Genomic DNA, 23912 nt, shown 5'->3' with positions numbered 1-23912 from the left:
ATAAAAAAATAAGCAAATCTATTAAAGTAGAATTTGATTTTATCCGATAAATATCATGTACAGAGATAATGGCAATTTATCTATATGGGCGCCTAATAGATAAAATGCCATCCCCTGTACATAAAATTAACACGCTTAAAGGAAAGGATTCCAAAGCGAAAAATCAAGGAGGAATGATTTATGAGAATCAATAATAACATTATGGCGTATAACGCCCACAGGCAGTTAAAAGTGAATGCATCGTCACAGGAAAAGTCACTGGAGAAATTGTCATCAGGCTACAGAATCAATAGAGCTGGAGACGATGCAGCAGGTTTGTCCATTTCCGAAAAAATGAGAGCTCAGATCAGAGGTTTGACAATGGCTTCAAAAAATGCCCAAGACGGTATTTCATTGATACAAACAGCTGAAGGAGCATTGCAGGAGACTCACTCTATACTTCAAAGAATGAGAGAGCTTGCAGTACAGGCTGCAAACGATACCAACGTGTCTAAGGACAGAAGTGCCATAGCTCTTGAAATAGAGCAGTTGGCAGAAGAAGTAACCAGAATAGCTGAAAAAACCCAATTCAACACCAGAACACTTTTGGCTGGTGGAATGGCAGGTTCGAAAGCAATTACAGTTCAAATAGGTGCCAATAAAGGAGAGACCTTGGCAATAGCAGTAGGAACAATGACAGCTGCAAAGCTTTCGGTATCAGCTTTAAAGGTTTCCAGTTCTTTATTAGCTCAATCAGCCATTACAAAGATTAATGACGCAATCAACACAGTATCTACAGAAAGGGCAAAACTTGGAGCAAAACAGAACAGGTTAGAGCATACAATAAAGAATCTTGATACAGCAGCTGAGAACTTGCAGGCATCTGAATCAAGAATTAGAGACGTAGATATGGCCCAAGAAATGATGAACTTTACAAAGAATAATATTCTTAATCAGGCTGCTACGGCAATGCTGGCTCAAGCGAATCAGGTTCCGCAGGGAGTTCTTCAGTTATTGGGATAGTATATTATTAGTATATTAGTAGTATTTTGATTAATCAACCATTATTCGATGAAGAATATGGCAAGGATGCCATGAAAATCAAGGAGGAATGATTTATGAGAATCAATAATAACATTATGGCGTATAACGCCCACAGGCAGTTAAAAGTGAATGCATCGTCACAGGAAAAGTCACTGGAGAAATTGTCATCAGGCTACAGAATCAATAGAGCTGGAGACGATGCAGCAGGTTTGTCCATTTCCGAAAAAATGAGAGCTCAGATCAGAGGTTTGACAATGGCATCAAAAAATGCCCAAGACGGTATTTCATTGATACAAACAGCTGAAGGAGCATTGACAGAAACTCACTCCATACTTCAAAGAATGAGAGAGCTTGCAGTACAAGCTGCAAACGATACCAACGTAACAAAGGATAGAAGTGCTATCAAACTTGAGTTGAATGAGTTGGCTGCTGAAATCACAAGAATAGGTGAAAAGACTCAGTTCAATACTCAGAACTTGTTGACTGGAAGTTTAAGTGGAAAGTTACTGCAGATTGGAGCTAATAAAGGCGAGACTCTCTCAATTACAGTAAAAGATATGAGAGCTACGGCTTTAGGGGTAAAAGCATCTGCTTTATCTGTAGCATCATCCGGTTCAGCCCAAAACACTATTGCACTGGTCAATTCAGCGATCAGCAAAGTATCCGAAGAAAGGGCAAAACTTGGAGCTAAGCAGAACAGGTTGGAGCATACAATAAAGAACCTTGATACAGCAGCAGAGAACTTGCAGGCATCTGAATCAAGAATCAGAGACGTAGACATGGCTCAGGAAATGATGAACTTTACAAAGAATAATATTCTCAATCAGGCTGCTACGGCAATGTTGGCTCAGGCCAACCAGGTTCCGCAGGGAGTTCTTCAGTTATTGGGCTAAATTATAATGTAGAATTATAATTTAACTGGATAAAAAGGCCGGCAGAGATTCTTGCCGGCCTTTTTTAGAATATTTATCAGACGGGAGGATCTTATGGACGACATATTCAGACTTAATATTGAGGCTTTAAAGAAGAAAAGTCGATATTTGGCGCAGATTCTTGAAGATTTAAACACTAGGGATTTAGAGAGTAAGAATAACAATGATGACTGCAGCATTGTTACTCTTGAGAAGTCAAAAAACGGAATGCCAAACTTTAGAGTGAGAAAAGGGGAACACACATTTTTTGTGCATAGCACATATGATCCTCAAACAGAAGCGGTTAGATGGGCAGAAAGAATTGATTTAAAAGGTTTTGATACAATTGCGGTTTTAGGTATTGGATGCGGATATCATATAGAAGAGCTTGAAAAAAAATATCCGGACAAAAACAAAATTATTATTGAACCGGATAGGAATGTGTTCTTAAAGCTTCTTAACACAAGAGACATTACATCCTTGTTATTAAATGAGAATATATTGTTTGTAGTCAGTGAAGATACCGAAGAGATTGGAAGGATATTCTTATCTCTCAGGGAAGAAGGTCAGATAGACAGCGTAGAATTTAGTGAATTATTAAGTTATAGAAAAGTTTATGAGGACTGGTGGTTGGATTTAATAAGGGATTATGTAAAATTTGCAAGGTTGCATCAAATAAATATCAATACCAGTGTTTTTTTTGCGGAAACATGGTTAACCAATTTGTTTGAGGGAATGTGGCAGTTGACAAAAAGTGCGCACATCAAGGGATACAAATCTGCTTTTACCAACATCCCTGCGATTGTTGTTTCTGCAGGTCCGGCGTTGAATAAAAATGTACATCTCTTAAAAGATTTATACAATAAAGCTATTATCATTTCTGCCGGCTCTTCTCTTAATATTTTGGAAAGTAAGGGGATTACACCCCATATTATGGTTGGTGTGGATGGCGGCGAGGGAGAAAGTCGAATATTTAACAGCGTCAAATCCGATGAAATTTACTTTGCCTACACTCTTTCGGTTCATTATGACGGATTAAAGAACTATAAAGGACCAAAAATATATTTTAAGACCAATGTATTAGACTACGAAGACTGGCTTGACAAAGAAATGGGGGTAGAAGGCGCGGAATGCTTGCTCTCCGGTTCTTCCGTATCAAATTTATCTCTGGATATGGCAAGGTATATGGGATGCAATCCGATAATTGTTATAGGTCAAAATTTGTCCTATCCAAACATGGAAGGCTATGCAGAGGGTGCAGTATTAAAGCAGGAACAGGACAGGCATATCCGTGAGCATATAGAAAAACAGACCAAATATTATGTTCTTGAGAAAGATATTTATGGTAATGATGTATACACGACGGAGAGTATGCTTTCAATAAGGTATTATTTTGAGGAATATATAAGGAACTATTCGGACAGGTTATATTTGAATGGTTCCGAAGGCGGATTGCCCATAAAAGGAATGGAGAATAAGCCTTTAAAGGAAATTATAGATAGGTATTGTACAGAGGAATACGATATTAAAGAAATCCTGGATAAAAAATTTGAAGAGGTATTTGAAGCAGAAAAAGTAAAAGACAAAGAATCTAAAATTAAAAATATTTTAGAAAATATTCACAATCAAAGTAGTCAAATAAGAAAAAAAGCTATAAAGAGAGTAGATTTAATTCTCGATATATTAAATAATATCAAAGATACTCACCATGATAAGTGGAAAGAAATTGACAGGTTAACGGATGAAATTGAGAGCTGCGACCTGTATAAATATTTTGTTGAGCCTATAAGCAAGTATTTTATTCAGGCTATTAAGAATGAAAGGGAAAGAAAAATAGATAATATATCCGATATGCAGGAAAAATTAAAATACCTGTATGAGGGGTTGCTTATGCAGTATACCGATGTAAAGGAAAAAATTGTTTTGATAGACGATTTATCAAAGAAAATAATGGAAGATATTGACAAAAAGGAGGGGGTAAAATGTCTCAGTATGCCTTGAAAAGGGAAATTGTTGGTACGGCAGCTGAATATATTCTAAAAGCTTCCGAAGGAGTAGAGCAGATAATAGAATTTTTTCAGAGCGGAAGGGAAGATATAGCGACAAGAATGATGATTGACCTGGTAGAAGGGATTGAATGGCTTACTCAGGCCATAGATGGAACAAAGGATATACACGGAGATCATCCGATGGATATCTCGCAGGCAAATTCCGTATTGAGAGAAATATCAGAGGCCTATGAAAATATGGATTATGTTTTGCTTAGTGATTTGCTGGAATATGAGCTATTACCTATGGTGAACATATGGCGGAAACAACTTACGAGCATAAAGGGAGTATTGGACAATGACAATGCTACAGAATAATCTGGAGTTGCTGAAGAAAAGATATCCGGATATATATAATGAAATAAAGGATGTTCATGTTAATTCTAATACGTACCATATTGTAGAAAATAGCGAAGGTCAAAAGACTTTAAAGGTGACTCAAAGTTTATATGGAGAGAATAAAAGCTTTTTTTTGCACAGTAAATATCATCCGGATATTGAAGCAGAGAGATTTGCCCAAGAACAATATAAGCCGGAATTTTCAGTCCATATTCTGTACGGATTTGGATTGGGTTATCATTTGGAGAAAATTGCCGGACTTTTGGGGCCTGATAGCAGGCTGTATGTAGTAGAAAACAATTTGATGGTTTTTAGGTCAGCCTTGGAGAATATGGACTTAGTATCTATTCTGGAAAATCCATGCATTTCCCTGATTGTTTCAAAGGATGTTGTCCATATCTCGAAAAGAGTCAGGAGATTAATGGATGATAACTATAATAAATTTAATTTTATAACGCATCCCGCCTCATTGAAAGCAATTCCTGACGAAAATGAATATTTCAAATTTGTAATGGAAAATTGGAATCTTAAGAAGAGTCTTACCGATGATTATGATAATACCCTGCATAATAATGCAAGTGAGAACTTAAAGCTAAACAGTCCAAATGCAGGGATTCTTTTTGACAAGTTTAAGAATGTTCCAATAATTATTGTATCTACCGGACCTTCTCTTGAGAAAAATATAGATTTGCTGAAAGAAGCCAAGGATAGGGCGCTTATTATCTCAGCGGGTTCTGCCCTAAGACCCCTGCTAATGAGAAATATAGTGCCGGATTTCTTTGCCATTATTGACCCGCAAAAGGAAACCTACAACCAGATAAAGGGATACGAAAATATCGGAATTCCCCTTATTTATCTGGCTACAGCTGCCTCCTATACTATTTCGCACTATTTAGGCCCCAAATTGGTGGCTTATTATGGAAAGTATAATGATGGTTCGGAATATGTGGTGGATTCGGGAGGGTCGGTTGCGACCACCATACTGGATATAGCTATTAAAATGGGAGGAAATCCTATTATATTAGTGGGACAAGACTTAGCGTATGTGGATGGAAAAAACCATGCCCAGCATGGCAGCCATGCCAGTATTTACACGCAGGAGTTAAAAAACATGAGAAGGGTAAAAGGGCAAAATGGAGAGATACTGTATACATCCTTTGGATATTTGAGTTATAAATACTGGATTGAAAATAGGATAGAAAAAGAGCAAAGAATATTTATAAATGCAACCGAAGGTGGAGCTTATATAGAAGGAATGAAACATATCAAGTTAAGGGATGTAATTTCCGATTATCTAAAGAAGAGTTTTAATTTTGAAGAAGAAATTAAATCTATACTGAAAGAAAGCGGGAATCAATATGTTTAAAGACAAAAAGATATTGGTTATCGGAGGGACAGGGTCTATCGGACAGGCTCTGATTGAACGTATTCTAACTGAAAATCCTGCTGTAATCAGAGTTTACAGCAGAGATGAGTACAAGCAGTTTCTACTTGCAGAAAAGTTCAGGGATAATTCCAATATTAGATATCTCATCGGAGACGTTAGAGAAGAGGAACGATTGGACAGGGCGATGAACGGTGTCGATATTGTGTTTAATCTCGCTGCCCTAAAGCATGTGCCCGCATGCGAATATAATCCCTTTGAAGCTGTAAAGACTAATGTTATTGGAAGTCAGAATGTAATAGCCTGTGCTATGGCAAATAAGGTAAAAAAAGTTGTTTATACCAGCAGTGACAAAGCGGTTTCTCCAACCAACACGATGGGTGCGACAAAGCTCTTGGCAGAAAGGCTTATGTCCTCATCCTACTACGCAAAAGGGGACGCTGGTACTGTGTTTGCTTCAGTCAGATTTGGAAATGTAATGGGCTCAAGGGGCTCTGTTATTCCTCTTTTTAAGCAGCAGGTTTTGGAAAAGGGATATATAACAGTAACCGAGCCGGAAATGACCAGATTTATGATGTCCCTTTCACAGGCAGTGGAACTTACCATAAAAGCATGCAGCATTGCAAAAGGTGGAGAGGTTTTTGTGCTGAAAATGCCTGTAATCCGGTTGAAAGATTTGGCAGAGGTGGTTATTGAGGATGTCTGCAAAAAGAATAATCTTGATTCAAAAAAGATAGAGATTAAGAAAATTGGGTTAAGACCCGGTGAAAAGATGTACGAGGAACTTATGTCGGAGGATGAATCGACAAAAGCAATTGAACTGAATGATATGTATGTGATAAAACCGCCATTTGATGAAAATTCCTACACAAATGCCAGAAAGGCAGCCATAAGCAATTATAGCTCTGAACGAGAAAAGGTTCTCAGTAAATCTCAAGTAAAAGAGCTGCTTGTCAGAGAAAAATTAATTTAACTTCTTTAATAAAAAATAGCAAAGGGTGATAAAATTGAAGATACTGTTGATAAATATTTCATTAAGAGCTGAGTCACCGACTCTTTTGCCGCCTTTAGGACTGGCTTATATAGCTACGGCAATTTACAATGCCGGCTATGAGCTGGAAATACTTGATATCGATGCCCATCGCTACAGTGATGATGAAGTTGAAAGCATGATAAGAGAAAAAGATTATGATGTGGCTGCAATGGGCTGTATCGTAACAGGATATAAACAAGTAAAAAAACTGTGCAGTATGATTAAGAAATACAAAAATGTGCCTATAATTGTGGGAAATTCGGTGGCATCATCTGTACCTGAGCTCCTGCTTGAAAAGACTGAAGCAGATATTGCAGTTATAGGAGAGGGAGACATAACAGATATTGAAGTTTTAAAAGCTTTAGAAACTAACGAGGATCTCGCAAAGGTAAAAGGAATATATTATAAAAAGGACGGAAGGATTTTTAAGACACCCAAAAGGGAGGCAATAAGAGATGTCGACAGCATTCCTTTTATAAACTGGGATTTGTTTGATATAGATTTATATATTGAAAAAAGCAAGGTATACATGAATGAACCTTATCCGGTTCCGTATGAAGATCTCCGGTCGCTTCCTGTAAATACTGCTAGGGGTTGTGCATTCAACTGCACATTTTGCTATCACGTTTTTAAAGAAGACAAGTACAGAGTTCGTTCTCCCAAGTCAGTATGCGACGAAATGAAACTTCTCAAAGAAAAGTATGGGATAAACTATGTAAATCTATTTGATGAGCTTACCTTTTATTCAATAAAACAGTGTGAGGAGTTTGTGGATACTCTTCTGGAATATGACCTGGGTATATTCTGGAAGGCCTGCTGCAGAGGAAATCTATTTAAGGAGAAGGATATCGGCATTGCCAGAAAGTTAAAAGAAGCTGGATGTGTTGGACTCGGCTATTCCCTTGAATCTGCAAATCAAGAAATCTTAAGGGCTATGAATAAGAAGCTAAAAAAGGATGAATTTATTGAGCAGACGAGGGTGTTGAGGAAGGCGGGGCTGGCGGTTTGGACAAGCCTTGTAATAGGGTATCCTCAGGAGACGGAAAAGACTTTGCAAGAAACTTTTGATTGTTGCTATGATGCGGATATCTACCCAAGCGTAGGATATTTGATACCCCTTCCTGGCACCCCTGTATTTGAATATGCAAGGGAAACCAATGCCATCAAGGATGTAGAGGAATATCTTTTGAATTCTGGTGACAGGCAGGATTTTAGGATTAATCTTACCGGTATGGAACAGAGGACCATAGAAGATATAGTAAAAATAAATCTCAAGAGGATATCCAATAAATTGAAGCTTGGACTTGAGGATGAGAAGCTTATAAAAACAGTACATTATAAGCATAATGCTTTGAAAGTGGCAGCAAAATAAAAGGGAGGAAGAGAATATGAGGGATAATCTGCAGGAAAACACATGGTCAGGCCAGTTTGGTAAGGATTATACCGATAGGTGTACATTTGGTCCGGAAGAGCTTAACGGCTTCTATATAAGTGAATATGGCATAAGCAGGCTTGATATGAACAATAGCTTCTTATCAGGACTGGGGGTGGAGAATAAGAGAGTGCTGGAGGTCGGCTGCAACGTAGGCAACCAACTGAGAATGCTTCAGAATATGGGATTTAGCAATCTATATGGAATAGAGCTTCAGCAATATGCTGTGGAAAAGGCAAAGAGTCTCACCAAGGGGATAAATATCATTCAGGGAGTTGGGGATGATATACCTTTTAAAGATGGATATTTTGACATGGTGTTTACCAGCGGAGTATTAATCCATATTTCACCCGACAATATAAACCGAGTGCTTGATGAAATATACCGCTGTACTAATGAATATATCTGGGGACTTGAGTATTTTGCCGATGACTATACGGAAGTAAAGTATAGGGGCAACAATGACCTTCTCTGGAAAACCAATTTCTCAAAGCTATATCTTGATAGATACCCTGGACTAGAACTGGTAAAGGAAGAAAAATTTAAATACCTGAATAATGACAATGTAGATATAATGTTTTTACTTCGTAAAAAGAAATAATCATTACTTGATAGAAAATAGGAGGAGTATATGAAGATAGGGGCTATTGTACAAACAAGAATGGGCTCAACACGATTGCCCGGTAAGGTTATGCTGGATTTATGCGGCAAGCCGGTTATAGACCATGTAATAGATAGATTGAAGCAATCAAAGCTGCTGAATGAAATAATTATTGCAACTACTGCATTGGAGGCAGATAGGGTAATAGTGGACCAGGCGAAAAAAAATAAAGTAAAATGGTTTTGCGGCAGTGAAGATGATGTGTTGTCGAGGTATTATTACGCAGCTAAAGAAAACAACCTTGATACGGTGGTTCGTATTACTTCGGACTGTCCGCTAATTGATCCTGTGTTATTGGATAAGATAGTGGAATTTTATATTTCGAACAATTATACGTTAGTAACAAATGCAGGAAATAATTTGACTCAGAGAACATTTCCGAGGGGTCTTGATGTTGAGGTGTTTTCCTTCAGAGTATTGGAAGATGCCTTTTATAATGCTACTAAAAGTCATCAGAGAGAACATGTTACTCCTTATATGTATGAAAGCTACGGAAAAGATATATACTACTATAAAAATGATATGGATTATTCTAACCTTAGGTGGACGCTGGATACGAACGAAGACTTTGAGTTGATTGCTATAGTTTATGATAAATTGTATGACAGGTATGACGGAAAATTCGGATTTGAAGAGGTCCTAGATCTTATGAAAATGAATCCGGAGCTATGTCGGATTAATGCAAATGTTGAGCAGAAAAAGCTGGTATAAAAGCGCATAAGGAAGGATTTCATTTATGAAGAGTAGAAAACACGAATTTGACAATTATTATAGCATTAATAGCGAATACAAGGTTATTGAATGTAAAGACTGCGGCTTTTATCACGTTTATCCTTACCCGGACAGTGATTTTTTAAATACATTCTATTCTAAAGAATACAATGATGATTTAAGTAAAATAAATCTCAAAGAAAAAGTTACAAGGATAAAAACGCTAATAGAACCCAGAGAAATACTTGATATTGGATGCGGTACCGGCGAGCTCTTAAGAGAATTTGCAAAGCAAGGATTTGAGCCTTATGGTATAGAACCATCTGAAAGCAGAGCGAAGGAATGTATTGAGAAAGGGTTAAACGTTAAGAATGAATTTGCGGATAAAAACGGATTTGGTAAGAAATTTGACTTGGTAAATTTCAGTTTTGTATTGGAGCATATACAGAATCCTTATGACTTTATGGAAAAGATGAAGTCGGAATTTGTGTCAGAGAATGGATATTTATGTATTGAAGTTCCAAACGATTTTAACCTTTTGCAAAGGGTTTATACAGCTTACCATAAAACTGAACCGTACTGGATACATTTCCCGGACCATTTGAATTATTGGAACTTTGAGAGCTTCAAAGTCTTCCTTAACAGGGCAGGGTTTGAAATCATTTATCAAACATCTTCTTTCCCGCTAGAAATGTTTTTATTGATGGATGAAGACTATATAAAAGCAAAGGAACTTGGGAAGATAGCACACTCAAAAAGGCTGCAATTTGAGTCAAAGTTTAAGGAAATAGGGCGGACGGAAGACATTTTTATGATATATCAGAAGTTGTCTGAAATTAATATTGGAAGAGAGATACAAGTTGTTGCTAAAAGAGTACGCTAATGATATCTAAAGGATTGAAATGTATTCTAATCTAATAAATAGAGGTGATATGAGTTATGGCAACTGATTTCAATACAAGGGAACATAGCAGTAATAATGAGCGCGATATTAGAAAGTATTTCTACAACCTGTTTAAGGATAGCCCCATACCAGAAAATGAATTACTTTCAAATCTGGGACTTTACACAAGCAGACAAACCTTATCAAGGCAGCTGTTTATGCATGAATTATATAAGAAAATAATTAATGTCCATGGAGTAATTATGGAATTTGGTGTAAGATGGGGACAAAACCTTGCGTTGTTTGAGAATTTTAGAGGTATATATGAGCCATATAATTACAACAGAAAGATTATAGGATTCGACACTTTTGAGGGATTTCCATCAGTTACAAGCCTAGACAAAGGGCTTAGAAAAGGTGACTATAGTGTAACTGATGACTATGAGGTATATCTGGAAAAGGTGTTGGACTATCATGAGGCAGAAAGCCCTATTTCTCACATAAGAAAGTACGAGTTGATTAAAGGTGATGCGACCGTAACTCGAAAAACTATTTAGAGGACAATCCGCATACTATAATTGCATTAGCATATTTTGATTTTGATATTTATGAGCCTACAAAAGAGTGTTTGAAGTTAATAAAAGATCACATTACAAAAGGAACGATAATAGGATTTGACGAACTTAATGTCAGCGATTTTCCAGGAGAGACTATAGCGCTGAAAGAAATTTTAGGATTGAGCTCTTATAGAATCCAAAGGTTGCCGATAAGTCCTTTACAATCTTATATCGAAATTATTTAGATAAATAATTTCTGGGGTGATAAATATGCAAAGCAGAAGAATTAAAATCATGGATCGGGAAATTGGTGAGGGGTGCCCTTGTTATATTATTGCAGAAATGTCTGCAAACCATGCAGGAGATTTTAGCAGAGCAATCGAAATAATACATGTAGCAAAAGAAGCCGGTGCAGATTGCATAAAAATACAAACTTATACACCGGACACTATGACCATAAATTGTGATAAAAAATACTTTCATATAGATGGTGGCACCTGGAAAGGCGAAAATTTATACAGTCTGTATCAGAAGGCAAATACACCTTGGGAATGGCATGGACGGCTCAAAGAAGAAGCACAAAGGGTAGGAATTGATTTTTTGTCAACTCCTTTTGATAAATCGGCTGTGGATTTTTTGGAGGAGCTGGGAGTTGAGTTTTACAAAATAGCTTCTTTTGAGATTGTAGATATTCCCTTAATAAAATATATTGCGTCAAAGAAAAAGCCTATTATTATGTCGACAGGCATGGCAACTTTGGCAGAAATTGAAGAAGCTGTGGAAACCATTAAGGCGCAGGGGAATGATAATTTTTGTCTTTTGAAATGCTCCAGTGCATATCCGGCAGTGCCGGAGCAAATGAATTTGAAAACTATAACCCATTTGAAGGATACATTTAATGTCCCCGTGGGCTTGTCCGATCATTCTTTAGGTTCGATTTCTGCGATTATGGCGGTTGCCATGGGAGCAAGCATTATTGAAAAACATTTTTGCTTAAGTAGAAGAATTAAAAATCCCGATTCATCCTTTTCCATGGAGCCGGACGAGTTTAGAAAGATGGTTGAAGATGTAAGGGCGGCGGAAAAATCAATTGGAAAGGTCAGCTACAGTATTTCAGAAAATGAAGCTGTCAGCCGCAGCCACAGAAGATCGATTTTTGTTGTGAAAGATATTAAAAAAGGGGAGGTCTTTACAGAGGAAAACATAAAGGTAATTAGGCCTGCAGACGGTTTAGAGCCAAAATACTTTGAACAGGTTTTAAACCGGAAAGCATCGGAGGATATTGAGAGGGGGACACCGCTGAAGTGGACAATGATAGGCTAAAAGAAGGCTATGTTAATTACATAAATGTTCTTGAGCTTGACGATATATACATAAAAAAATTGCGGGATTGGCGCAATCAGGATTTTGTAAGACGGAGAATGTTTAACCAGGAAATTATTACAGAAGAGGAACATGCCGGATTTATTGAGCATTTGAAAAATAACAGTGAAAAAAATTATTATATATGCTTTTTGGGAAGCAGATCCTTTGGTGTATTGTGCTATGATTTCGACAGAAAAAACAATAATCTTGAATTCGGGTATTACCTGGTTGAGCAGGAGTTTATAAATAGCGGGCTTGGGATAGTTATGGAATATTCGTTATTAAATCATGCGTTTTATGATTTGAAGGTAAATAAAGTGTTTTGCAGGACAATTTCGAGCAATGAAAAGGTTGTGAGTTTACATACGAACTTTGGTTTTGAGACGGAAGGCATATTGAAGCAACATGTCAAAATGAACGATAGTTATGAGGATATAACATTTCAGGCTATAACCGAAAGCATCTGGGCTCAAAACAGGGCAAAGATCGAGAAGTATATGAGAGTAATAGTGGATATTGATAAAATAGGTCCGATAACCGGGAGGAGCTGATTTGAATGGAAAAATTGATTGAACTGGTGTCTGAAATATTAAACCTTGATAAAGAGAGTATAAGTCTTGAAACTTCAAGGGAAAAAACTTCAGCATGGGATTCATTAAATCACATCAGATTGGTGGCTGAGGTTGAAGAGCAGCTAAACATAAAAATTCCTTTTGAGAAGGTACCGGATATTAAAAAAGTAGGTGACTTTTTAGATTACGTTAAGGAGTGATTGCTTTGAAACTGTCGATACTTTCCAACATAAACTTAGATTCTCTTATTGGCAGGTTGTCGAAGCTATATGATGTATATAAGACGGAAGGGTATGGAGCGTGGATACAAGAGATAATAAACCCTGATTCGGGATTGTATTCTTTTGGTCCGGATATGGTCTTTATTATTATTGACGGAGAAGAAATGTGCAACGGCCAGAGTAAAAGTAACAGTACTATTGATACGAATATAAGTTATATTGAAGAAGCAGTAAAAAATAATCCTGATATAACTTTTTTTGTGAGCAATATTGATTTGTGGACGAGAAAGATTGAAAGTGTAAAGTCTGGTGCAAAGGAAAGAAGGCTAGAATTCTTGTGGGAAGGCGGCCTTTTTTTGCTGAGCAGCAAATATAGAAATGTCTATGTTTTTGATTTGAAAAGCATTGTCGAGGATAAAGGAAGGGAACAGTTTTATTCCAAGAAGTTGTGGTATCTAGGCGGAATAAAATATTCAATGAAGGCGGAAAAATTGCTGGAGCAGCAAATTAATAGATGTATTGCCTCTGCTAAAGGCATAAGAAAAAAGTGCCTAGTTCTAGATCTCGATAACACCTTATGGGGTGGTGTTGTGGGGGAAGGTGGTCTTGAAGGAATAGAGCTGTCGGACTACAAAGAAGGTGCCAGATATAAGGATTTTCAAAGAAGGCTGAAGGAAATAAAAGATTTAGGGATAATACTTGCTATTGCATCCAAAAACAATTTTAATGATGCAATAAAGGTTATTAGAGAACATAAACACATGGTGCTAAGAGAGGAAGACTTTGTTGCATTGAAAATAAATTGGGATTTGAAATCCCAAAATATAAGGAATTTATCCCAAGAACTCAATATTGGACTTGATTCCATGGTATTTATTGACGATAATCCGATAGAAAGGGAAAGTGTAAAAAGGGAGCTTCCTGAAGTAACTGTTCCGGATTTTCCGCAAGATACTTCGGAACTTGTGGATTTTGCGATTGAACTTTATAATGATTATTTTTATACATTAAATACAACTGATGAAGATACTGTGAAAACCGAAAAATATCGTCAGAATATGAAGCGAAGGGACGCACAAAAATCCAGTGCTTCTTATGAAGACTTTTTATTATCTTTGGAAACCAAGATAGAGATTCGCAGGCTAAGCGCAGAAAATGTTCAAAGGGCTGCGCAGCTTACTCAAAAAACCAATCAATTCAATTTGACTACAAAGAGGTATAGTGAACAAGAACTTTTGGCAATGATAGGCGAGCGGGGATTTGAAGGCTTTGTAGCTTACGTCAGTGACAGATTCGGGGATAACGGCATGGTCAGCGTGGTAATAACAAAACATAAGACCGACAGTGAAGTTGAGTTGGACACGTTTCTACTAAGCTGCAGGGTTATGGGAAGATTTATTGAAGATCAAATAATAGGTTTTATCGAAGATTTACATAAAAAATCCGGGTACAAAAAGTTGATTACATATTACAAACCAACGGAAAAAAATGTCCCGGTAAAGGATTTATTTGAAAGGCTAGGCTATACGCTTTTAGATGTAGATTCAACAGGCAACAAAAAATATGTTTTAAATTTGGGAAAATCAAGTACATGTTCTAGAAAGGAATTCGGGGAGCTGAGAGCATTATGAGGATACACCATTTGGGCTATGCGGTTAGAAGTATGGAAGCTTCTATTAAGGAATTTTTAGCAATTGGATATGAAAAGCTCGGGGAAACCGTGCCTGACGAGTCAAGAAGGGTTTTAATCCAATTTATGAGACTTGGAAATTATTGCATAGAGCTGGTTGCACCAATGGATGCCGATTCTTCAATAAACGGCATTATTACCAAGTCAGGCAACACTCCATATCATATATGTTATAGTGTCGATAATATAGACGAGGCAGTTGGAAGACTGAAAAACGAAGGGTATGTTTTGATGGAAAGACCCTCCTGTGCAGTTGCTATCAATTCCTGTAAAGTTGCATTCTTGTACAATAGGAATATGGGGATAATTGAACTGGTAGAAGAAAACACAAGTAATAAATAAGCTTGTAGGGAAAGATGGGTATTGTACCATGATTGTTGTAACCTAAAAGTGGTAAACAAAGAATATGCCAAAGCCTTTGAATTGAACAGAAAAATTTGGCTGAGAGGTTGATATGCTGAATATAGGAATTAGAGTTGATGGAAGTGCCAATATCGGTATGGGGCATATAATGCGTTGTCTGTCGCTGGCAAAAGGATTTAGAAACGCGGGAGCTAATGTTTTTTTCTTAAGCCGATTTGAACAGGGGATTTCAAGGATACGACAGGACGAATTTGAAGTGATAGAAATGCCACATCGAGAGGGCAGGCATTCGGAAGGCTTCTTCTATGGAGATATTTCGGAGCTTGGAGAGGATGCAAAAGAAATAATTTGCCAGATTAAAGCACTTAATCTGGATGTACTGATTATTGACTCCTATAACGTTAGTCGGGAGTTTTTTTTGAAGCTGAAGCCTCATGTAAAAAAGCTTTGTTACATTGATGATGTCAATAAGTTTGTATATCCTGTGGATGTGCTGTTAAACGGAAATATTACAGCTACAGCCTTTAACTACACCAAATTCAGCAGTGACGAACTTATGCTTTTGGGCTTGAAATATAATCTCATAAGAGATGAATTTAAAGACTTGCCCGGGAGAATAATAAACAGGGATGTGCAGGAAATATTGATAACGACTGGAGGCGCAGATCCTTTTAATTTAAGCTTGAGGCTTGCTGATATTATTCTGTCGGAGGAAGAATTCAAAGATATAAGGATTAATATTGTTGTAGGAAGCGGTTTTACCAATGTGGATAACCTTAGAGAACTGTGCGGAAAAAATACAAATGTTATACTGCATGAGAATGTATCCAGAATGTCGGAGCTAATGCTAAAGTCCGATATTGCGATATCGGCAGGAGGTAGTACATTGTACGAGCTATGTGCCTGCGGGACGCCAACCTTGGCAATCGTTATTGCCGACAACCAGAGGGAAATGGTAGATATGATGTCTTCCGAAGGCTATATAATCAGTTTGGGATGGCATGAGGAACTTAGCGACAGGGAGCTGTTGCAAAAGATTAAGCTTTTATGTGGAGATTATAATAAAAGAGCATCCCTCAGCAGAAAAATGCAAAAGTTGGTAGATGGAGAAGGAGTAAGGCGTGTAGTTGAAGAAATAATGAAAATAATTTCATGAAATTATCAATTCTATAAACTGAAACTGCGTTTAATTAAACTACATTTTACAGGGAGAAATACATATGGATAAAGAGCAGAAATTCATACCTTATGGACGTCAGTGGATTGATGAGGATGACATTAATGCCGTAGTAGAGGTATTGAGAGGGGATTATTTAACCACAGGCCCCAAAATAAAGGAATTTGAAGAGAATTTAGCGAAGTATACCGGTGCAAAATATGCGGTTGCTATATCCAATGGAACTGCGGCACTTCACGCGGCATGTTTTGCTGCGGGGATAAAAGAGGGGGACGAAGTAATTACGACACCCATTACTTTTGCCGCTTCTGCCAACTGTTTGCTATATATGGGGGCAAAGCCCGTATTTGCCGATATTGATCCGGATACCTACAATATTGATCCAAAGGAAATTAGGGCTAAGATTACCGAGAAAACCAAGGCAATTATACCGGTGCATTTTACCGGGCAGCCCTGTGATATGGATGAAATATTAAGGATTGCAAAAGAGTATAATCTTTTGGTAATAGAGGACGGAGCTCATGCCATTGGAGCTGAGTATAAAGGCAGAAAAATCGGAATCTTGGGAGATATGACCACCTTTAGCTTTCACCCGGTAAAGCATATCACGACCGGTGAGGGTGGAGCAATTACAACAAATAGTGAAGAATTGTATAAAAAACTCACACTTTTTAGAACCCACGGAATAACAAGGGAAAAGGAAGAACTGTTAGAAAATCATGGTTCGTGGTATTATGAACAACAGTATCTGGGCTATAATTACAGAATGACTGATATTCAGGCTGCATTGGGTATAAGTCAGCTTAAGAAATCCGACAGATTCCTGCAATTAAGAAGAGATTATGCGAAACTTTATACTGAAGCTTTTGAGTCTATTAATGAGTTGGTTGTTCCATACCAGCTAGACGGCACAAACTCCTCATGGCATTTGTACATTTTAAAGTTGAAGCCGGAAAGACTGGATTGCGACAGAAAGAAGATATTTGAAGAACTTCAAGCAAGAAAGATAGGAGTAAATGTCCATTACATTCCTGTATATTATCATCCGTTTTACAAAAAGCTTGGATATATAAAGGGTTTGTGTCCTCAGGCTGAAGATTTTTATGAGAGAATAATAACCCTTCCGCTGTTCCCCAAAATGGAGAGGGAAGATGTTCGGTATGTGATTTCAAATGTTAAGGATGTTCTTCAAAAACATATTATATAGAGAGGATGATTGAATTTGAATATTCTAGTAACAGGTGGAGCGGGATTTATAGGACGTTGGGTGGTTAGAAAGCTTTTAGAGGACGGACATAAGGTGTGGGTATTGGACGACCTTTCAAACGGTCAGCGTACAAATATTGAAGAATTCATGCACAACCCCAATTTTGCCGGATTTGCTGAAGGAGACATCAAAAACATTTCTGTTCTTGAAGAGCTTTTTGAGAACAAATTTGAAATATGCTATCACCTGGCGGCAAGTATTAACGTGCAGGATAGCATTGACGATCCGGGGACAACATTTCAAAATGATGCAGTGGGCACCTTTAACGTACTGGAGCAGTGCAGAAAGTGCAACACCAAAATCGTTTTCATGAGTACCTGTATGGTATATGACAGGGCAAATGATGAAAAGGGCATAACCGAAGCACATCCCACAAAGCCGGCTTCACCATACGCGGGGAGCAAGATTGCAGGAGAGAATATGGTTTTATCCTACTGGTACGCCTATAAGCTGCCGGCAGTGGTTATACGGCCCTTCAACACCTATGGCCCTATGCAAAAATCCAGCGGCGAGGGCGGTGTTGTGGCTATTTTCATAAAAAGAAATTTACAAGGACTTCCTCTCAATATATATGGGGATGGTTTCCAGACTAGGGATCTGCTCTATGTTGAGGACTGTGCGGAATTTGTTGTGCAGGCCGGCTACTCTGACAGGGTAAACGGGGAAATAGTAAATGCCGGGCTGGGCAAGGATATAAGCATAAATGATCTTGCTCTTTTGATAGCTCAGGACAAAGAAAAAATAGTACATGTTCCCCATATTCACCCCCAGAGCGAGATATCGAAGCTTCTTTGCAACTACGAAAAGGCTAGAGAGCTTTTAGGATGGGCTCCTAAAGTTTCTTTAGAGGAAGGCATAAGAAGGACTGCCCAATGGATAAAAAGTACACTTGAAACTTAATACTAAATTAATTTTGTTAATACTCCGATAATCATAATAAGAAAGATTCACGGAGGGATTTTTATGAAGATTCAAAGCATGGATGCTGCGAGCTTACAGATTTCGGGAATGCGGAACAATGACCATCGGACTAATACCATAAATTCCGGTAACAATCTCGCTAAAGAAGCATCGAATACAAAGAAAGTATACGGAGATGCATCTTTAGCGGAACGTGAAAAAAACGAAAAGAATTTGTCGGAGAAGACGATTATAGAGGCAATTGAGAAAGCGAATAAGGCAATAACCGGTAACCATACACAACTAGAGTTTTCTATACACGAAAAAAGCAAAGAAATCATGGTGAAAGTTATTGATTCGGAAACTCAGGAGGTTATAAGGGAGATACCGCCGGAAAAAATACTGGATATGGTGGCGGCAATGTTGGAGATGGCGGGAATCATAGTGGATGAGAGGGGTTGAGGTGAATGGCGGTTAATGGACTTTCGAATTTGATTAATAGCAGAGTGAGATTGACAGGTATGTCTTCAGGTCTTGATACTGACAGTATTATAAAGCAACTTATGAGTATTGAAAATGCAAAGGTTGACAAGATAAAGCAGGAAAGGCAGATATTGGAGTGGAAGCGGGATACATATAGAGACGTAATAAGTAAATTGAGAAGTATTACAGATGAGTATTTCAATGTCTTGAAGCCTGCAACAAATTTTACCTCTACAAGTGCCTTTGCATCCTATAAAATAAATTCAAGCAAGGAATCCGCCGTTACAGCAACTGCTAATGCGGGAGCAGCTTCTAAGTCCCACACCATAACAGTGAGCTCCTTGGCATCCGCAGCAAAAATTGTAGGCACATCGGGATTGGTTGACGGTATTAAAGGAAGCAATACAGTAAGTAGCTTTTCCCTTCAGGGCAGAGAATTAAATGTTACCTTGGACGGAGTAACGAAGAAAATATCTCTGGAAGATTATGCCGATATCGATGACCTTGAAACGAAACTTGAATCGGCGTTGGCAAAAGCTTTCGGTTCAGGAAAAATCGATGTTGTGACAACAGGGGGCAACATAGAGTTTAAAACCCTTATCAATGGTAGTACGTTAAGTATAAGTGAACCGACAAATAATTACATTTCATCATTAGGTTTTTCAAATGGACAGAAAAACTATATTACAGGAAACTCGGATGTAAACTCCGATTATTCATTATACACCAATGGCAGCTTTAAAATAACAGTTGGAAGCGGCGAGGCACAGACTATAAATATTTCCGACGCAACTGATATAGATGATCTTACTGCCAAAATTCAGCAAGCTATTGACGGTAATTCAGAGCTTAGCGGTAAAATACATGTGAGCAATGATGGAAGCAAACTAAGCTTTACAACTATTTCGGGAGAGGCAGTGAAGTTAACTTCCGGAGACTCCAAGAATGTGCTGGATAAGCTGGGATTTTCCAATGGTTCGACTATAACTGCAACAAGTTCGAGTGCTATAGACTTAAGCGGAAATGAAAAGGGCAAGACCTTTATTATAAATGTTAATGGAGTTGACAAAACTATTGAAATAGATAAGGACTATAGTGATTTGGATGAACTGGCATCGTACCTTCAGACCCAGTTGGGTGGTACTGTAAACGTAACGAAGGATCCTTCAAGCAACAAGCTGGTTTTTTCAAGCAGCGGAACAGATAAGCTGATATTTAAAAAGGGTCCCGAAGACGGACTGGAGAAGCTGGGGTTTGCTGCCGAGGACAACAAGAGCAATAAGATATCTTTGTCGGCAAAGCTTGACTCCTTTAAGGAAAACTTCAAAAATGATTTGAATGTGGCAGATCCGAATGCTAATATTACCTTTACCATAAACGATATAACCATAGATGTGGGCAAGACTTATGCCAATGCTACAGTGAATGATGTAATCAATGCTATTAATTCCAGCAATGCAGGGGTCAAGGTAAGCTATGATTCCCTAAATGACAGATTTATTATGGAATCGAAGACCCAAGGGGCGGCTTCAACGATATCAATCACTGATACAGACCCTTCAAATGGAGTGCTTAGAGCCATGGGACTGGTGGGTGGAACCTATACTGCCGGTACAGATGCCGAGTTTTCCCTGGACGGGGTTGAAGGCATGAAACGAAGTACCAATGAATTTACTATAGACGGAGTTACCTACTCTCTTAAGGGAATTTCTACCGAAGCTGTGACGATTGACGTTAATGCAGATATGGATGCTGTTGTTAATAATATAAAGAATTTTGTAAACAGCTATAATGAAATGATTGGGAAAATCAACTCTGTGCTCACAGAAGAAAGAGACAGGAAGTACCCACCTCTTACAGATGACCAAAAGAGGGCAATGAGTGAGGATGAGATAAAGAAATGGGAAGAAAAGGCCAAATCCGGTTTACTCAGAAACGACAGTATATTGGAGAATATTGTAACAAATCTTAGGAGAGCTTTATATGACAAGGTGGAAGGAAGCTCGCTAAGCCTTTACCAAATAGGGATTACAACAGGAACATATCAGGAAAAGGGCAAACTTGTTATAGATGAGACAAAGCTTAAGGCTGCTCTGAATGATAATTTTGATGCTGTGGTTCAGCTTTTTACCCAGAGTTCACAATATACATACAGTGAATCTATAAATGATTCGGGAAAAAGGTCAACAAGATATAATGAATCAGGGATTGCGCAGAGAATTAATGATATACTCCAAGACAATATAAGAATAACAAGAAATTCAAACGGCCAGAAAGGTATCTTGCTTGAAAAAGCCGGACTGGTGGGGGATATGACAGAATATGACAATCTATTGGTGAATGAAATTAAGGCAAAGGACACCTTGATCGACAAAATGCTGGCGAAACTCTATGAAAAGGAGGAATACTACTACAGCAAGTTTGCAGCAATGGAGCAATTGCTGGGCTCGATGGAAAGCCAGTCAGCATGGTTATCGCAGCAATTTGGAGGATCTTCATCATAATTTATTGATACAAATAAACAGAACATATGGGTTAATACTATAAACCTTGGAGGGATTTTAATGGCATTAAAAAATGCATATGATCAGTATAAGGAGAATTCAGTGTATACTGCGTCTCCTGAAGATCTGACATTAATGCTGTATAATGGCCTTATAAAGTTTTTGATGCAGGCTCAAATGGCCATAAATGATAATAATATTGAGAAGGCAAGCAAAAGCATTATAAAGGCTCAGGATATTATTTCAGAATTCCGCTGTACGCTGGATATGAAATATGATATTTCGCATCAGCTGGAGCTTTTGTATGATTATATGTACAGAAGACTTTTGGATGCAAATATTAAGAAGGACAGCGCGATTGTTGAAGAAGTACTGGGCTTTGCAAAGGAACTTCGGGACACATGGGAACAGGCAATGAAAATTGCAAGGCAACAAAATTCAAGAACAGCTCAAGTGGCTAAATAGGAGAGATTTTAATGAACAATACTCCTGAAGGGTATATTCAAAGACTTACTGAAATATCTGAAAAAAAGATTAATTATCTTAAGGACATGGTTTCTCTGACCAAGGCTCAGACTGAGTCGATAAGCGAAGAGGGCATGGATGGGCTACGGAAGCTTATTAATGAAAAGCAGACTAAAATTGATGAAATCAACAGTGCAGATGAAGAGTTCAATGCATGTTTTGCAGCATTTAAGCAAAAGCTTGGTGTCAAGAGTTTAGAAGAAGCTGGGGCACTAGGCATAAAGGGTGTGAAGGAGCTGCAGGAGCTCATTTGCAGGATAATGGATCTGCTGACAGAAATAAGCGAAATCGAGAAGCAGAATAAAGAAAAGGCAAACAGCCTTTTGGATAATCTTGGAGCCAAAATAAGAGAAATAAGAGAAGGCAGAAGAGTAAGCTCTGCCTATAGCCCAGTTGCTTCGTTAAGTCCGCCTTCGTACTTTATTGATAAAAAGAAGTAGTTCAAAAGCCTCGGATTATTTCCGGGGTTTTTATTTTGATTTCATATAAATTATGTTGACGGTTGACATTAGTATACTCTATTGAATATAATATTAGTGGCAATTGAATATCTTTGTTAGGTGAGGCTCCTATACAGAAAGACGCTGCTGCCCGGAAACGTCGAAAGACGCCAATGGGTTAACAAGCACTACCGGATTAAGGTTTTGTTTAACGCAGCTGGCTTATTAACCTAAGCTGTATAGTGCTAAAGCTCAACGAGGGAAAGATATATTAAAATTATACTTTAATATGTTATATAACTTCCACTCGTCTGGAAGTTTTTTGTTTTGGCCTCTTGGAATGGAATGGGAGAGGCAAAAGCGAAGGGACTCGATGTTGCGAGCTTTTATTTGTAACAATAGTAGAAAATATAAAAACTTCTGTTTTTTTGTCTCTTTATGTGAAATGAAAGGAATGATTTACGGTGATAGAAATATATAAATCCTACGATACAGAACAATTCCCCGTTAAAATCGATACTTTTGAAAAAGGGTGCTGGATAAACATTGTATCTCCTACGGAGCAGGAATTGAACTTTATTGAAAGCAGCCTTGATATATATTCCAATTTTCTGAGAGACCCTCTTGACGAAGAGGAAAAACCAAGAATAGACGTAGAGGATAACCAAACTCTGGTAGTCGTTGACGTTCCATACGTATATGAAGACGAAAAACAAAAAAATATAAAGTATGAGACTATACCTTTAGGTATTATCATATTGGATGACTATTTTATTACCATATGCAGCAAGGATACTTTTTTGATTCAAAACTTTAAGAGCAAAAAGGTAAAAGACTATTTTACTTTTAAGAAGACAAGGTTTACGCTCCAGATTTTATTTTTGATTGCAAAGGATTTTCTAAAGTACTTAAGGCATATTGACAAAAGATCTTATGAAGCAGAGACTTCATTGCATAAGTCTCTCCAAAACAAAGAGCTTTTCAAGCTGCTGGAATTAGAAAAAAGCCTTGTGTTTTTTACTACGTCATTAAAATCAAATGAGGTAGTTATGGAAAAGCTACTGAGAGGCAAGTATATAAAACTCTATGAAGAAGATCAGGATCTTCTTGAGGATGTAATTATAGAAAACAAGCAGGCCATTGAAATGGCTAATATTTACAGCTCTATTTTGAGTGGGACAATGGACACATTTGCTTCAATAATATCAAATAACCTAAATGTTGTGATGAAATTCTTGACATCGATAACCATAATAATGGCTATACCCACCATGGTAGCCAGTTTCTTTGGGATGAACGTACAACTTCCCTTTGGTTTGGAGTCCAATACTCCCTACGCCTTTTGGGGGATACTTGGGGTTTCGGCGGTTATTTCTGTTGTTGCAGGAATATTCCTTTACAAAAAAGACATGTTTTAAGGCAT

Annotated in this window: 24 protein-coding genes and 1 riboswitch; all 24 genes read left to right on the top strand. The window is 37.8% G+C overall.

The genetic code is table 11. The annotated features are described in order from the left end of the window. Nucleotides 1-180 precede the first annotated feature (180 nt). The 24 genes from EFD62_RS10210 (at nucleotide 181) to EFD62_RS10095 (ending at nucleotide 23907) form a co-directional block, all read left to right on the top strand. Nucleotides 181-1002, top strand: coding sequence for a flagellin N-terminal helical domain-containing protein (locus tag EFD62_RS10210; protein ID WP_069195564.1), 822 nt, complete (start codon nucleotides 181-183; stop codon nucleotides 1000-1002). A gap of 95 nt (nucleotides 1003-1097) precedes the next feature. Next, the gene (locus EFD62_RS10205; protein WP_069195565.1) at nucleotides 1098-1916 is read left to right on the top strand and encodes a flagellin N-terminal helical domain-containing protein; all 819 of its coding nucleotides are present in this window, start codon (nucleotides 1098-1100) and stop codon (nucleotides 1914-1916) included. Nucleotides 1917-2009: 93 nt separating this feature from the next. Continuing rightward, nucleotides 2010-3935, top strand: a complete 1926-nt coding sequence (locus EFD62_RS10200; RefSeq protein ID WP_128706069.1) for a motility associated factor glycosyltransferase family protein — start codon at nucleotides 2010-2012, stop codon at nucleotides 3933-3935. Next, nucleotides 3917-4300: a hypothetical protein gene (locus EFD62_RS10195; protein ID WP_069195567.1), complete on the top strand. Its 384-nt coding sequence runs from the start codon at nucleotides 3917-3919 to the stop codon at nucleotides 4298-4300. Before EFD62_RS10200 ends, EFD62_RS10195 begins: the two co-directional genes overlap by 19 nt. Then, nucleotides 4281-5687, top strand: coding sequence for a motility associated factor glycosyltransferase family protein (locus EFD62_RS10190; RefSeq protein ID WP_128706068.1), 1407 nt, complete (start codon nucleotides 4281-4283; stop codon nucleotides 5685-5687). The genes EFD62_RS10195 and EFD62_RS10190 overlap by 20 nt, the downstream gene beginning before the upstream one ends. Then, nucleotides 5680-6678: a UDP-N-acetylglucosamine 4,6-dehydratase family protein gene (locus tag EFD62_RS10185; protein WP_069195569.1), complete on the top strand. Its 999-nt coding sequence runs from the start codon at nucleotides 5680-5682 to the stop codon at nucleotides 6676-6678. The genes EFD62_RS10190 and EFD62_RS10185 overlap by 8 nt, the downstream gene beginning before the upstream one ends. A 34-nt stretch (nucleotides 6679-6712) precedes the next feature. Beyond that, complete coding sequence (locus EFD62_RS10180; RefSeq protein WP_162302509.1) at nucleotides 6713-8110, top strand: B12-binding domain-containing radical SAM protein; 1398 nt, start codon at nucleotides 6713-6715, stop codon at nucleotides 8108-8110. A 16-nt stretch (nucleotides 8111-8126) separates the two neighbouring features. Continuing rightward, nucleotides 8127-8771, top strand: a complete 645-nt coding sequence (locus tag EFD62_RS10175) for a pseudaminic acid biosynthesis-associated methylase (RefSeq protein ID WP_128706066.1) — start codon at nucleotides 8127-8129, stop codon at nucleotides 8769-8771. 30 nt (nucleotides 8772-8801) lie between these two features. Beyond that, a complete protein-coding gene (locus EFD62_RS10170; RefSeq protein ID WP_069195572.1) occupies nucleotides 8802-9542 on the top strand; it encodes a cytidylyltransferase domain-containing protein in 741 nt (246 codons plus the stop codon). A gap of 25 nt (nucleotides 9543-9567) precedes the next feature. Continuing rightward, entirely contained in the window at nucleotides 9568-10425 is an 858-nt protein-coding gene (locus EFD62_RS10165) for a class I SAM-dependent methyltransferase (RefSeq protein WP_128706065.1), read from the top strand. A 56-nt stretch (nucleotides 10426-10481) separates the two neighbouring features. Beyond that, a complete protein-coding gene (locus tag EFD62_RS10160) occupies nucleotides 10482-10982 on the top strand; it encodes a hypothetical protein (protein ID WP_235832630.1) in 501 nt (166 codons plus the stop codon). A 270-nt stretch (nucleotides 10983-11252) separates the two neighbouring features. Then, nucleotides 11253-12305 carry a pseudaminic acid synthase gene (pseI, locus tag EFD62_RS10155; RefSeq protein ID WP_128706064.1) on the top strand — a complete coding sequence of 351 codons (1053 nt, stop codon included), beginning with the start codon at nucleotides 11253-11255 and terminating at the stop codon, nucleotides 12303-12305. Next, nucleotides 12287-12898, top strand: a complete 612-nt coding sequence (gene pseH, locus EFD62_RS10150; RefSeq protein ID WP_069195576.1) for a UDP-4-amino-4,6-dideoxy-N-acetyl-beta-L-altrosamine N-acetyltransferase — start codon at nucleotides 12287-12289, stop codon at nucleotides 12896-12898. Before pseI ends, pseH begins: the two co-directional genes overlap by 19 nt. 5 nt (nucleotides 12899-12903) lie before the next feature. Beyond that, nucleotides 12904-13119: an acyl carrier protein gene (locus tag EFD62_RS10145; protein ID WP_069195577.1), complete on the top strand. Its 216-nt coding sequence runs from the start codon at nucleotides 12904-12906 to the stop codon at nucleotides 13117-13119. Then, nucleotides 13116-14771, top strand: a complete 1656-nt coding sequence (locus tag EFD62_RS10140; protein WP_407921090.1) for an HAD-IIIC family phosphatase — start codon at nucleotides 13116-13118, stop codon at nucleotides 14769-14771. Before EFD62_RS10145 ends, EFD62_RS10140 begins: the two co-directional genes overlap by 4 nt. Continuing rightward, entirely contained in the window at nucleotides 14768-15172 is a 405-nt protein-coding gene (locus tag EFD62_RS10135) for a VOC family protein (RefSeq protein ID WP_069195579.1), read from the top strand. The genes EFD62_RS10140 and EFD62_RS10135 overlap by 4 nt, the downstream gene beginning before the upstream one ends. 112 nt (nucleotides 15173-15284) lie before the next feature. Next, nucleotides 15285-16349 carry a UDP-2,4-diacetamido-2,4,6-trideoxy-beta-L-altropyranose hydrolase gene (pseG, locus tag EFD62_RS10130; protein ID WP_069195580.1) on the top strand — a complete coding sequence of 355 codons (1065 nt, stop codon included), beginning with the start codon at nucleotides 15285-15287 and terminating at the stop codon, nucleotides 16347-16349. Nucleotides 16350-16413: 64 nt separating this feature from the next. After that, entirely contained in the window at nucleotides 16414-17577 is a 1164-nt protein-coding gene (pseC, locus tag EFD62_RS10125) for a UDP-4-amino-4,6-dideoxy-N-acetyl-beta-L-altrosamine transaminase (RefSeq protein ID WP_069195581.1), read from the top strand. A gap of 15 nt (nucleotides 17578-17592) precedes the next feature. Then, nucleotides 17593-18537, top strand: coding sequence for a dTDP-glucose 4,6-dehydratase (locus tag EFD62_RS10120; protein WP_069195582.1), 945 nt, complete (start codon nucleotides 17593-17595; stop codon nucleotides 18535-18537). Nucleotides 18538-18600: 63 nt separating this feature from the next. Further along, a complete protein-coding gene (locus EFD62_RS10115) occupies nucleotides 18601-18999 on the top strand; it encodes a flagellar protein FlaG (protein WP_069195583.1) in 399 nt (132 codons plus the stop codon). 5 nt (nucleotides 19000-19004) lie between these two features. Next, nucleotides 19005-21524: a flagellar filament capping protein FliD gene (fliD, locus tag EFD62_RS10110; protein WP_069195584.1), complete on the top strand. Its 2520-nt coding sequence runs from the start codon at nucleotides 19005-19007 to the stop codon at nucleotides 21522-21524. Nucleotides 21525-21584: 60 nt separating this feature from the next. Next, nucleotides 21585-21989 (top strand): flagellar export chaperone FliS, encoded by a 405-nt coding sequence (fliS, locus tag EFD62_RS10105; RefSeq protein ID WP_069195585.1) that lies wholly within the window; start codon nucleotides 21585-21587, stop codon nucleotides 21987-21989. An 11-nt stretch (nucleotides 21990-22000) separates the two neighbouring features. Then, nucleotides 22001-22489: a flagellar protein FlgN gene (locus EFD62_RS10100; protein WP_069195586.1), complete on the top strand. Its 489-nt coding sequence runs from the start codon at nucleotides 22001-22003 to the stop codon at nucleotides 22487-22489. Nucleotides 22490-22594: 105 nt separating this feature from the next. After that, nucleotides 22595-22761, top strand: a riboswitch (M-box (ykoK) riboswitch). A gap of 192 nt (nucleotides 22762-22953) precedes the next feature. Further along, nucleotides 22954-23907, top strand: coding sequence for a magnesium transporter CorA family protein (locus EFD62_RS10095; RefSeq protein ID WP_069195587.1), 954 nt, complete (start codon nucleotides 22954-22956; stop codon nucleotides 23905-23907). The last annotated feature ends 5 nt before the right edge of the window (nucleotides 23908-23912 follow it).

The organism is Acetivibrio mesophilus (assembly GCF_004102745.1).
In the GTDB taxonomy this organism is placed as follows: Bacteria; Bacillota; Clostridia; order Acetivibrionales; family Acetivibrionaceae; genus Hungateiclostridium; species Hungateiclostridium mesophilum.
The sequence above is the reverse complement of the archived record's forward strand: the minus strand, read 5'-3'. Positions and strand labels throughout refer to the sequence as shown.

What these genes read in the sequence shown, in the direction of transcription:
- pseG (WP_069195580.1), top strand. Translation starts at nt 15,285, where the DNA reads ATGCTGAATATAGGAATTAGAGTTGATGGAAGTGCCAATATCGGTATG.
- EFD62_RS10135 (WP_069195579.1), top strand. Translation starts at nt 14,768, where the DNA reads ATGAGGATACACCATTTGGGCTATGCGGTTAGAAGTATGGAAGCTTCT.
- EFD62_RS10175 (WP_128706066.1), top strand. Translation starts at nt 8,127, where the DNA reads ATGAGGGATAATCTGCAGGAAAACACATGGTCAGGCCAGTTTGGTAAG.
- pseC (WP_069195581.1), top strand. Translation starts at nt 16,414, where the DNA reads ATGGATAAAGAGCAGAAATTCATACCTTATGGACGTCAGTGGATTGAT.
- EFD62_RS10195 (WP_069195567.1), top strand. Translation starts at nt 3,917, where the DNA reads ATGTCTCAGTATGCCTTGAAAAGGGAAATTGTTGGTACGGCAGCTGAA.
- EFD62_RS10165 (WP_128706065.1), top strand. Translation starts at nt 9,568, where the DNA reads ATGAAGAGTAGAAAACACGAATTTGACAATTATTATAGCATTAATAGC.
- EFD62_RS10145 (WP_069195577.1), top strand. Translation starts at nt 12,904, where the DNA reads ATGGAAAAATTGATTGAACTGGTGTCTGAAATATTAAACCTTGATAAA.
- EFD62_RS10190 (WP_128706068.1), top strand. Translation starts at nt 4,281, where the DNA reads ATGACAATGCTACAGAATAATCTGGAGTTGCTGAAGAAAAGATATCCG.
- EFD62_RS10210 (WP_069195564.1), top strand. Translation starts at nt 181, where the DNA reads ATGAGAATCAATAATAACATTATGGCGTATAACGCCCACAGGCAGTTA.
- EFD62_RS10100 (WP_069195586.1), top strand. Translation starts at nt 22,001, where the DNA reads ATGAACAATACTCCTGAAGGGTATATTCAAAGACTTACTGAAATATCT.
- EFD62_RS10185 (WP_069195569.1), top strand. Translation starts at nt 5,680, where the DNA reads ATGTTTAAAGACAAAAAGATATTGGTTATCGGAGGGACAGGGTCTATC.
- EFD62_RS10170 (WP_069195572.1), top strand. Translation starts at nt 8,802, where the DNA reads ATGAAGATAGGGGCTATTGTACAAACAAGAATGGGCTCAACACGATTG.
- EFD62_RS10205 (WP_069195565.1), top strand. Translation starts at nt 1,098, where the DNA reads ATGAGAATCAATAATAACATTATGGCGTATAACGCCCACAGGCAGTTA.
- EFD62_RS10115 (WP_069195583.1), top strand. Translation starts at nt 18,601, where the DNA reads ATGAAGATTCAAAGCATGGATGCTGCGAGCTTACAGATTTCGGGAATG.
- fliD (WP_069195584.1), top strand. Translation starts at nt 19,005, where the DNA reads ATGGCGGTTAATGGACTTTCGAATTTGATTAATAGCAGAGTGAGATTG.
- EFD62_RS10200 (WP_128706069.1), top strand. Translation starts at nt 2,010, where the DNA reads ATGGACGACATATTCAGACTTAATATTGAGGCTTTAAAGAAGAAAAGT.
- EFD62_RS10160 (WP_235832630.1), top strand. Translation starts at nt 10,482, where the DNA reads ATGGCAACTGATTTCAATACAAGGGAACATAGCAGTAATAATGAGCGC.
- pseI (WP_128706064.1), top strand. Translation starts at nt 11,253, where the DNA reads ATGCAAAGCAGAAGAATTAAAATCATGGATCGGGAAATTGGTGAGGGG.
- fliS (WP_069195585.1), top strand. Translation starts at nt 21,585, where the DNA reads ATGGCATTAAAAAATGCATATGATCAGTATAAGGAGAATTCAGTGTAT.